Source organism: Lyngbya sp. CCY1209, from assembly GCF_055795065.1.
Genome location: NZ_JAYFER010000249.1, coordinates 1 through 10415, shown reverse-complemented (window position 1 = coordinate 10415; position 10415 = coordinate 1). Strand labels below are relative to the sequence as shown.

At 55.3% G+C, this 10415-nt stretch carries 7 protein-coding genes; 2 read left to right on the top strand and 5 right to left on the bottom strand.

Features of this window, described 5'->3' with window-relative positions; translation table 11 throughout:
- The first annotated feature begins 303 nt into the window (after positions 1–303).
- Together AC0QHF_RS06640 and AC0QHF_RS06635 are read left to right on the top strand one after the other, a co-directional pair.
- Positions 304–1077: a hypothetical protein gene (locus AC0QHF_RS06640; RefSeq protein WP_324703408.1), complete on the top strand. Its 774-nt coding sequence runs from the start codon at positions 304–306 to the stop codon at positions 1075–1077.
- Positions 1078–1108: 31 nt separating this feature from the next.
- Positions 1109–1906: a DUF1822 family protein gene (locus tag AC0QHF_RS06635; protein ID WP_324703407.1), complete on the top strand. Its 798-nt coding sequence runs from the start codon at positions 1109–1111 to the stop codon at positions 1904–1906.
- Positions 1907–2167: 261 nt separating this feature from the next.
- Here AC0QHF_RS06635 and AC0QHF_RS06630 read toward each other — a convergent pair whose 3' ends face one another.
- From AC0QHF_RS06630 to recR, 5 genes are all read right to left on the bottom strand, one after another.
- Positions 2168–2854 carry a class I SAM-dependent methyltransferase gene (locus AC0QHF_RS06630; protein ID WP_324703406.1) on the bottom strand — a complete coding sequence of 229 codons (687 nt, stop codon included), beginning with the start codon at positions 2852–2854 and terminating at the stop codon, positions 2168–2170.
- A gap of 218 nt (positions 2855–3072) precedes the next feature.
- The gene (locus AC0QHF_RS06625; RefSeq protein WP_324703405.1) at positions 3073–3540 is read right to left on the bottom strand and encodes a fascin domain-containing protein; all 468 of its coding nucleotides are present in this window, start codon (positions 3538–3540) and stop codon (positions 3073–3075) included.
- A 735-nt stretch (positions 3541–4275) separates the two neighbouring features.
- The gene (locus AC0QHF_RS06620; protein ID WP_324703404.1) at positions 4276–4572 is read right to left on the bottom strand and encodes an HU family DNA-binding protein; all 297 of its coding nucleotides are present in this window, start codon (positions 4570–4572) and stop codon (positions 4276–4278) included.
- A 442-nt stretch (positions 4573–5014) separates the two neighbouring features.
- Positions 5015–8998, bottom strand: coding sequence for a magnesium chelatase subunit H (locus tag AC0QHF_RS06615; RefSeq protein WP_324703403.1), 3984 nt, complete (start codon positions 8996–8998; stop codon positions 5015–5017).
- Positions 8999–9581: 583 nt separating this feature from the next.
- The gene (gene recR, locus AC0QHF_RS06610) at positions 9582–10208 is read right to left on the bottom strand and encodes a recombination mediator RecR (protein WP_324703402.1); all 627 of its coding nucleotides are present in this window, start codon (positions 10206–10208) and stop codon (positions 9582–9584) included.
- Positions 10209–10415 lie beyond the last annotated feature (207 nt).

Genomic DNA, 10415 nt, shown 5'->3' with positions numbered 1-10415 from the left:
GAAACCCGGTTTCTTCCTCCCAACCTGTAGGTCTAGAAACCGGGTTTCTACCAATATCTCTGTGGGGCACCCAACACCCTCCTAGAAACCCGGTTTCTTCCTCCCCACCTATATCTCTCCGGGTTTCTTCCTCCTCAGCGAGGCATATATATGGCGGCACATTTTCCCATGATGTTATAGTATGTCAAATCACCGAAAAAGTCAAGCCCAAATTGCCGCAATTTTCGTTGTTGGGCTTCAGCCCCGGCACCTCCCCCACCTCACATTAAGAAGCGTGTCGAAAATGCGATCGCACCACCCAAAATGTGGGATAATATTCTCGGGTCTGCCGAGTTGAGGAATGTGGCGGTGACAGAAGATTCTAAATGTCCCCATGAGGAGTTAAAAGACATTTTTCGTCGGGCGCTCAAAGCCAAATCTGCCAAAGAGCGCAAACGCCTGCGACGGGAAGGAATCCGAATGATGCTGAAGGCACCGGAAAAATGTTTTTGGGGGGGAGAACCGCCCCAATATCGCGACGATTTACGGTATATTGAAGCTGCGGCGGTGGCTTGGGATTATATCGAACGCAAAATTCACGGAGATGTCCGGGGTGGGGAAGCCTACGACCCCGACCGTGAAAATGCTGCCAGTCCGTTCACCATGTGGAATAAACGCTGCCAAGGGGAATATAAAGACCGACTCAAAAAACGGCGAGAGTTGATCGATGATAAACCCAAAACACCCGATCCGGAAAAACCTTACAATATTGATGATGCGCCGTCGCCGACTGTAGATATCCCCCGGTTAGAACGCATCCGCCGAGAATTTGAAAATGACCCGACGGGGGAGTTCAGGAGTTCTTTTGTACGCCAAACCCCACCGCCGCCGATTACCGTTCAAGAGGTTTTATTGTTCATTTATGATTGCGTGTCTCGCGGGGAAAAATACACCCTAAAATTGGTGGCGAAACATTTTAAGATCCCGCCGGGTGTCGTCAACTCTGCTTGGAGTCGCACCATCAGTCCCCTGTTGAAAAAAATGGGCGATCGCATTTCAAAAAATCTCGACATCGACCCGGATGTTTTCGACCTATAAAATCTGTTAAAATAGAAAAGGTATCTCAACCATGAACACCCAATTATTCGGCCAACTGATCCCGATTACGGCACAAATAAACGAACAATTAAAAACGCTTGCGGCCTCCCTGGAACCGTCGAAAGCCGAAAGCACCGTCGAAAGAGCGATCGCGGTTTGGGTCGTCCACCGTTATCTGAAACGGTTCGATTATCAATCGGATTTTCGCGCCAGTAGCGCCTGGAATCTCGCCCTACAGGTTTTGACCGATTTGGCGGATTTAGAACTATTTGATGACGGCTGTAGTTTGGGAATTGTCGAATGTATCCCCCTCGCCGCCGATGCGGAGAGTTTGGAGATTACAGAACAGGCGGTAATGGGCGATCGCATCGCCTATATCGCCGTAGAAATTAACGCCGAAAAAACCTGGGGCAGAATCGTCGGCTTCACCCCCGCCCTGGAAACAGAATATCCCGAATTGAGCATTGATCGCGAAGAGTTGTTAGAATGCGATCGGCTGTTGGATTTATTGGAACTCGCCGAACCCCTCGCCGACGCCTCCCGATTTTCCGAGTTAGAATCCTATTGGTCGGGTCAGAGTGAATGGTCTGACGAACAGCGCCAAGCCATTATCGCCCAACTGGAACGAGCTTTATTATTAGAAAACCAGGAAGCCCTGCAAGTGGAGTCCGCCGCCCAGGAACTCGAAGCATTAATCGCCCAATCTGCCGCCGACTCGAACCGAGAATTGACCTTTCGAGAAGATCCCGAAAGTGAAGCCCGCCAAGAATTGCGATCGATTTTGCGGCGGTTATTCGAGTCATTGCGGGAACCGGAACGAGATGTCTAGAAACCGGGTTTCTACAAATATCTGAGTGGGGAAACCCTGCATCCTTCTAGAAACCCGGTTTCTTCCCCCAACGATAGCGTTCTAGAAACCGGGTTTCTACCCACATCTCTGCGGGGAACCCAAAACCCTTCTAGAAACCCGGTTTCTTCCTCCCCACCGATAGCGTTCTACCAAGTTTCTACCAATATCTCAGTGGGGAACCAAAAACCCTTCTAGAAACCCGGTTTCTTTCTGTCGGGCTTGAGCCCCGACGCCCATTCCTCACGCCGCCGGACGAATGTTCAACATCCGGTTGCCGCCAATTTGGAATTGGTAGGGGACGGTTCGGATGTCGGCGGTATATCCCGATCTCGCCAATTCCGCGATCAGCGATTCCAAAAATGGGGGGGTTTCGCCGGAGATGGTGATGAGGGGAAACAGGCGCACTTCCCGCGCCACGCGGCATAATTCTAGAATCGATTGTCGGTGGAAGTCTTCCGAGAGACGATCGCCGTAAGAGAATAGAAAATGGCTGCATAAGGCGCGATCGAATTGCCGGGAATTGAAGGGCAGATCCGGCAATTCTGCATCGATGTAGCGTCCCGCCGCGACTCCTTGGGGGAAGTCCGCCAAAAATTCGTCCATCGCCGCCATCCGGATGTCTCCGAGATGTTCGGGCGATCGCATCTTCGTCCAAACGTAGTCCCCGGAATTGTTTCGCAGTTGTTCCAGGATGACGGGGTAGGTTTCCCGGATGCGATCGCGAATTTGTTCTGGGGAAAATTGATAAATCGGATCGCAGGATATGACCGAACGTCCCCGGCGGGCCATCGCCGCGTTAAAACCGGCCGGGCCCCCCGCGCAGTCGAGGTGGGTGTCGTTCAACTCGTCGGCGGTGAGGGCGAACATTTGCAGGTACTCGTCAAAACTGCGCCCCCAGGGAACGATGTTGTCTAAAGTGAATCCCATCAGTTCGTCAAATTCAAAATTCAGTCGGGAGTCAAGCTGTCATTAATAATCATACCTGAAACGCCTGATGGGCGGTTTCTGCAAAAATAAAAAGCCCCAATTTCGTAACAGAGAAATTGGTGGCAATTTCTTTTGAATGTCGATCCGGATCGTCTCAGACAGTGAAAACTGCCAAACCCTCCAGATTCTCCTTCGTTATAACCACGTTATCCCGCCGATCAGGGAAGGAAAATAATTTCCCACTGCGCCGCGGGGGTAGAGGCGGCGTCCGCGACGTGGACAAACACGCTGTCCGGATAGGCGCCTCCGGAGATACAGTTGTTACAGCGACTCATATAGTTGCCGGTGTTGGCTTTAAAGGCGTACTTTCCATTGTCGAGACGTTCGATTTCCCACTGCGCCGCGGGGGTAGAGGCGGCGTCCGTGACGTGGACAAACACGCTGTCCGGATAGGCACCTCCGGGGATACAGTTGTTACAGCGACTCAAATAGTTGCCGGTGTCGGCTTTCAAGATGTACTTTCCGTTGTCCAGATGTTCGATTTCCCAATGTGCCCAGGGGGAACCGGCCAACTCCGTGACGTGAACAAACGCACTGTCCGGATAGGCACCTCCGGGGATACAGTTATTACAGCGACTCAAATAGTTGCCGGTGTCGGCTTTCAGAGCGATTTTGATTCCAGGCATAATTTTCCAGCTTTGTTGATGTTCGGTCAGGGTTGTCGAGTCATCTCGGCTCCGGTTTGTGACCCGAAATCGATGTCATACTCCCCGCCCAGCTTGCCAAGGGGGAGTCGAGCGATCGCTCGACTCCGAGCATTCAACCGGATTGGATAGAACAACCACGTTGTCAAATGATGACATTTAACATCAAATCATAACTATCAACAATTTGCCAACTTGATCAAAAAACTTAACATTGGCTCGGGTCGAAATCCACATCGGTGCGATCGGACTGACGCGACACAATTTCATTGACTTTTATTAACATCAATGCATTTTTATAGCCGATTTTTAAACAAAAACTTAAGGTTTTCAGTCCCCTGCCAACGCTTGATTTCAGCCTCATACCGACTCCCGACTCCCTTTTCTGGGTTTTGTAACTATAGCAACGAGCGCTCACGTGGTTACAGTTTTCTTGGAGGGATAAACCTTGAAATCCCGATCCCAAGGGAATTTCCATACCCCACCGAGCACCGAGCACCGAGCACCGAGCACACCCTCTTCTAGCAGCGCTATACATGAGCGCTCACTGCTACATTAATGATGGGCAGTTCACCCATGCTGATCGCCATAGACGATCGCGAGACTTGCCACGAAAATATCCCACGCCACAGTTTGACTCCGGCGCGGGATCGGGGGTATCGGAAAAAACAGGGCGGGGTGAGAATGCGCGATCGCACTTCTCCCCCGTCCTGCCTTCTAAGCGGCGTCTTCGTCCGCCCCGTTGGCCACCCTTTCTTTGAACGCTTTCCCGGCCGAAAAGGCGGGGACGGTGGTGGCGGGGATGGTCATAGGTTCCCCAGTGCTGGGGTTGCGGCCTTCCCGGGCCTTGCGGTGCCGCGCCTCGAAGGAACCGAAGCCGACGAGGGTGACTTTTTCGCCGTCGGCGACGGCATCCATGATGCAGTCGCAGATGGCGGAGATGATGGCATCGGCCTGTTTCTTGGTGACGTTGGCCTTTATGGATGTTTCTTGAACGAGTTGTTCTTTATTCATTGGAATCTACCTCCAAAATCAGTTTCAGTGGGCGATCTTGTCGTTCTGATGGCTGTTCTAACACAGATGCCTCGGGAATCGACAAGTGCATCCCCTATAATTCCGTGAATTTGCCCATTTGGGATCGGGGAATGGGGTGCGATCGCGACCGGAGACCCAACCGCCCCATCCTCTGGCACCGTCGGCTTTTGCGCCGATTGGCACAAAACGCTAAGGATACAGCATACACCAGTTCACTTCAATTCCCGTCAAACCGGACGATGGAGCTTGTGACGGGTGCGGGTGTCGGGAGTCGGGTGTGAGGTGCCGGGTGTCGAAAAATGATACCGCAAAATAGAAGAAAGGGCGAGTTTGCAGGCGATCGCAAATGAATCGCCAATTCTAAAACTGCCCTTAAAATTTCCGGGGAGGCGGGGGAAATGGAGAATTTCCCCCGGCGGGATTACTCGATCCCCTCGATGCGATCTTCAACCTCCTGGTACAACTCCCGCAGGCGATCGAGATTGTCCTCGCTGGTTTCCCAGTAGCCGCGGCCATTGACTTCCAACAGGGTCGTCACCATCTTGCGGAACGAGTGGGGGTTGAGATTCATCAACCGCTGCTGCATCGCCTCATCCTTGATAAAGGTTTCGTTAGTTTCCTCATAAACCCAATTATCAACGGCCCCAGCGGTGGCACTCCACCCCATCGTATTCACCAGGCGCTTCGAGAGCTCCCGCACCCCTTCGTAGCCGTGGGAGAGCATCCCCTCGTACCATTTCGGGTTCAGCATCTTCGTCCGCGCATCCAGACGCACCGTCTCCGAGAGCGTCCGCACCTGGGCGTTAGCCGTAGTGGTATCCGCGATGTAGGACGCCGGTTTCTTGCCGTCCTTCCGCAGGCTGGCGATAGTTTTCGTCGGGTCTGAATCGAAATAGTGGGAGACGTCCGTCAGACTGATTTCCGAAGAATCCAAATTCTGGAACGTCGCGTCCGCCGTCTTCAGGGACGCCTCGAACACCTCGCGATTCTCGTCCATCATCCCGGGATTGTCCGAATTGAAGGCGAAAGACTTGCGCTTCAGGTACATCTCCTGCAACTCCGCCTCGCTCTCCCAGGTGCTATTTTCCACCGCCAGGTTGACGTTAGCCGCGTAGGAACCCGACGCATTGGAGAACACCCGGGTCGCCGCCTGCCGCAGGTTGATGCCAAGTTCTTTGGCTTGCTGCAAGGCGTGTTTGCGGACGAAGTTCATTTCGGCGGGTTCGTCCGCTTCCGCCGCCATTTTGATGGCTTTGTCGAGGAGGTTCATCTGGTTGATAAACAGATCCCGGAACACGCCGGAACAGTTGATCACCACGTCGATGCGGGGGCGTCCCAATTCTTCCAACGGGATCAACTCCAGCTTATTCACCCGGCCGAGGGCGTCGGGGACGGGTTTGGCGCCCACCATCCACATGACTTGGGCCAGGGACTCGCCGTAGGTTTTGATGTTGTCGGTGCCCCACAGCACGACGGCGATGGTTTCGGGGTACTGGCCGCCATTTTCCAGCTTTTGCCGTTCCAGGAGCCGTTCCACCACGACCTGGGCGGATTTCACCGCCGCCACCGTCGGAATCGCCTGGGGGTCGAGGGCGTGCATATTCTTCCCGGTGGGGAGGACGTCGGGGTTGCGGATCGGGTCGCCGCCGGGTCCGGGGAGGATGTATTCCCCTTCCAGAGCCCGCAGCAGTGCCCCCAATTCGTTGTCGGCGCACACCTGTTGCAGGCAGAATTCCAGGTACTCGAACAGGGGTTTGATGGGTTCGGGATCGACCTGGGTGTAGCCGGACTGGTGCAGGCTCTCGATCCAGGGTTCCTTTTTGCCCATGTTGAAGAAGTTGAGTTTGGAGACTTTGGACACCCGGCCTTCGGCGTCGGTGCGTTCTTGAACGAGGGCGGTGATGGCGGCGCGGGTGGCTTCGGTGATCTTCTGCAACAGGTCAACGTCGGCGAGGATGCCCTGGTTGCTGTTGCGGTAGAGTTCTTCGATATCCCGTCCGAGGCTGTCGGCGATGATGCGGGGGAGGCTGAGGATGCCTTCCTCTTCGCGATCGAGGTTGGCGATGTTGACCAGGGTCGCGATCGCCTCTTCGGCCGTGGGAGCTTTCCCGATCACGTGCAACCCGCAGGGCAGCAGCCTGGACTCAATTTCCATCAATTTCCGGTAAACCTGTCCGACGAGGTTATCCCGCTCCTCCTGGGTCAGTTCCGCCGCGTCTTTCTCCGGCAGGGCGACGTCCTGATCGAAGTTCACCATCCGGGCTTTTTCGATGATGGTGCTGACGATCTGCACCCCGCGACCGCTATCTTTGAGGGTTTGGTAGGAGCCGATCAGCTCGTTGAGTTCCTGCAACCCTTTGTAAAGTCCGGCATTTTCCGCCGCCGGGGTCAGGTAGGAGATGGTTTCGGCGTAGCTGCGCCGCTTGGCGATGGTGGCTTCGCTGGGGTTGTTGGCGGCGTAGTAGTAGATGTTGGGGATGCTGCCGATCAGGTTGTCGGGGTAGCAGTCCCCGGACATCCCCATCTGTTTCCCGGGCATGAATTCCAGGGAACCGTGGGTTCCGAAGTGCAGCACCGCGTCGGCGCCCCAGACCTGTTCGAGGTAGGTGTAGTAGGCGGCGAAGCCGTGGTGGGGGCTCGCGGACCGGGAGAACAGGAGGCGCATCGGGTCGCCCTCGTAGCCGAAGGTGGGCTGGACGCCGATGAACAGGTTGCCGAAGGTTTTCCCGTAAACCAACAAATTCTCGCCGTCGGTGTTCAGGTGTCCCGGCGGGGGTCCCCAGTTTTCGTGCAGGCGCTCGGAGTAGGGGGTGAGCCGCTCGTACTGCTCGACGGACATCTTGTAGGCGATGTTGAGTTCGGGGCTCTGGTACTGGGCGGTGGCGTCGTGGATCACCTGCTGCATCAGTTCGGCGGGGGACTCGGGCAGGTCTTGGATGTCGTAGCCGTTGCCCTGCAGGGCTTTCATCACCTCGTAGATGGAGCCGAACACGTCCAGATAGGCGGCGGTCCCGACGTTCCCCTTGTCGGGGGGGAAGCTGAAGATGGTGATGGCAACTTTTTTGTCGAGTTTGGGCTTTTTGCGGAGGTTGGCCCATTTGAGGGCGCGTTGGGCGATCGCTTCGATGCGGTCCTGGAGGGCGATCGCTTTTCCGGTGGCCCCGTCCCGCCCGGAGACGATGATCGGTTCGATCGCCCCGTCGAGTTCGGGGATGGCGATTTGCAGCGCCACCTGGATCGGGTGCAGGCCCAGTTCGCTATCTTCCCACTCTTCGGTGGTTTGGAACACCAGCGGCAGGGCGACCATGTAGGGCCGGTTGAGACGCTTCAGGGAGTCGATCGCCTTGGGGTGATCCTGGCGGGCCGGTCCGCCGACGAGGGCGAATCCGGTCAGGGAGACGACGATATCGACTAAGGGTTGGGCGGGGATGCCCTTGGGCGGGTTGTCCCAGAAGTAGGCATCCACGGGTTTGGAGAAGTCCAGGCCCCCGGCGAACACGGGCAGCACCCGGGCGCCCATCGCTTCGAGTTCCTGCACCATCGCCACATAGTGGGCGTCGTCCCCGGTGACGAGGTGGGTGCGCTGCAGGACCAAACCGACGCAGGGGGCGAGGGGATCTTTGGCGTCGTCGGAGATATCTCCCCGGCTGTTGTACCAGTTCATATATTCGCCGGCGTCCTCGAACATTTTCGGCGCGAGGGGGTGCCAGATCCCCATGTCGGGGTAGGTGACGGGTTCGGCGAAGTTGAGTTTTTCCTGGCCTTGGAAGACGTATTTTTCGGCCAACATCAGCAGGAAGTTCTCCAGGTTCTCCGGGGAACCGCCGAGCCAGTATTGGAAACTGAGCATGAAGTTGCGGGCGTCCTGGGCCTTGTCGATGGGCATATATTTCAGGACTTTGGGCAGGGTTTGCAACAGTTTCAGCATCCCGTCTTGGAAGGAGGACCCGGATTTTTCCTTCCGCTTTTTCATGAATTGGGCGATCGCACTCTTGCTCTGGCCCAGTTGCGCCATCGAGAAGCTTCCCATTTTGTTGAGGCGCATCACCTGCGGCATGGAGGGGAAGACGACGGCGACGTCGAGGCGATCGCGGTGCGGCGTCACGGCTTCGACGACTTTTTCGGCGAGATCTTCGATGAAAATCAGGGAGGCGATGAAGACGTTGGCTTCGGCCACATCTCGTTTGAAGTTCTCGTAGTTCTCGGGGTCGCGCAGTTCTTCGATCAGGTAGCCGCTGATTTCGATCGCCAAACTGGGGTTCTTTTCGTTGATGGCGCGGACCGCCGCCGATAGGGCGCTCTGATACTGGGCCTCCAGAACGATGTAGACGACTTTCAGAAGCGATCGTCCGTTCGGGTTGTCAGGCTTGATGTGTCTGATGGTGGGCTTGACGTAAGTAAACATATGGGTGTTGATTCCTCGATGTTCTGCTCCAAAGCTGTTTAAAGAGAAGTACGCTATACCGGATCGGCCAATATCGATTGGAAATGGGCGAGCTCGGGACTCGCTGGTGAAACGGTGCGGCCTTGGGCCAGAGCGAACTCTGATGGCTTCACCATTGAGTATTGTTATCAGAAAATGGGGTCTGATCGTCAGTTTTTGAGCCCATTTGACACAATTCGACAAGAAACGCCGTCACAATTCGTAATAAAAGTTAACAAAATGCTGAGTGTTGACTTTTTTTAAGTCTATACAAAACTTAACTTGACATTTACTATTTTTTATGGTAATAAATGTTTCGACCGGCATTGAAATAGGAATCAAACCGAGTCGAGAGCGAGTCTCGAAGGGAGGCGATTCGCTCTATTTCAATTCGGTTAATGAATCATAATTTTTCGATTATCGCCCTTCAAATGACGGGCGAGATGAGATTATCGCCCTCTGAGGGCAGGAAAATTGCGAATATTTTTGAATGAGTTTGAATAGGGGAAAGCGATCGCCCGATTTTTGAGGTTTTCCGGGGCGCGATCGCATCAGGAGCAAGTATTTAATCCAACTCCCGCCGTCCCTCCAGAGCCCGCGCCAACGTCACCTCGTCGGCATATTCCAAATCCCCCCCCACCGGCAAACCGAAGGCGATGCGGGTGACGCGGGTGAAGGGTTTGAGCAACTGTCCCAAATACAAAGTGGTGGTTTCCCCTTCGACGCTGGGGTTGAGGGCGATAATCACTTCCCGGACTTTTTCCTGGTTCACCCGCCGCACCAAGGGTTGGACGGTGAGTTGTTCCGGCCCGATGCCGTCCATCGGCGAAATCACGCCCCCGAGAACGTGGTACAATCCCCGATATTCGCGGGTTTTTTCCAAAGCGATCACGTCCCGGGAGTCCGAGACGACGCAAATCGTTTCGCGATCGCGCTGCGGGTGGCGGCAAATCTCGCAAACCGGCTCGGCGGACAGGTGAAAGCACACCCGACACAACCCCACCTGCTTTTTCGCATCCAACAGAGCCCGCGCCAACGCCTGAACTTCCTCGTCGGGGCGCTTGATAATGTGGAGGGCGAGTCGCTGGGCGGTTTTCGGGCCGATACCGGGGAGCCGTTGGAATTGCTCGATCAGACGAGCGAGGGGGCGAGTGTAAACCGTTTGTCGATCTCCAGTTCTGCAATTTTTCAATGGTAGCAGAGAATTGGGGTGTGCTCGGTGGGGTGTGCTCGGTGGGGTGTGCTCGGTGGGGGGAGCGGAGTCGGTATTAGGGAGCAGGGGGAGCGGGGGGAGCGGAGGGAGCGGTGGGTGAGACATCCAGACCGCTTGGGAATCAATTCCCGAGGGCGCAAGCCTTGCGCCCCTACCAGCTCAAATCATCTAAAGATGATTGGGGAG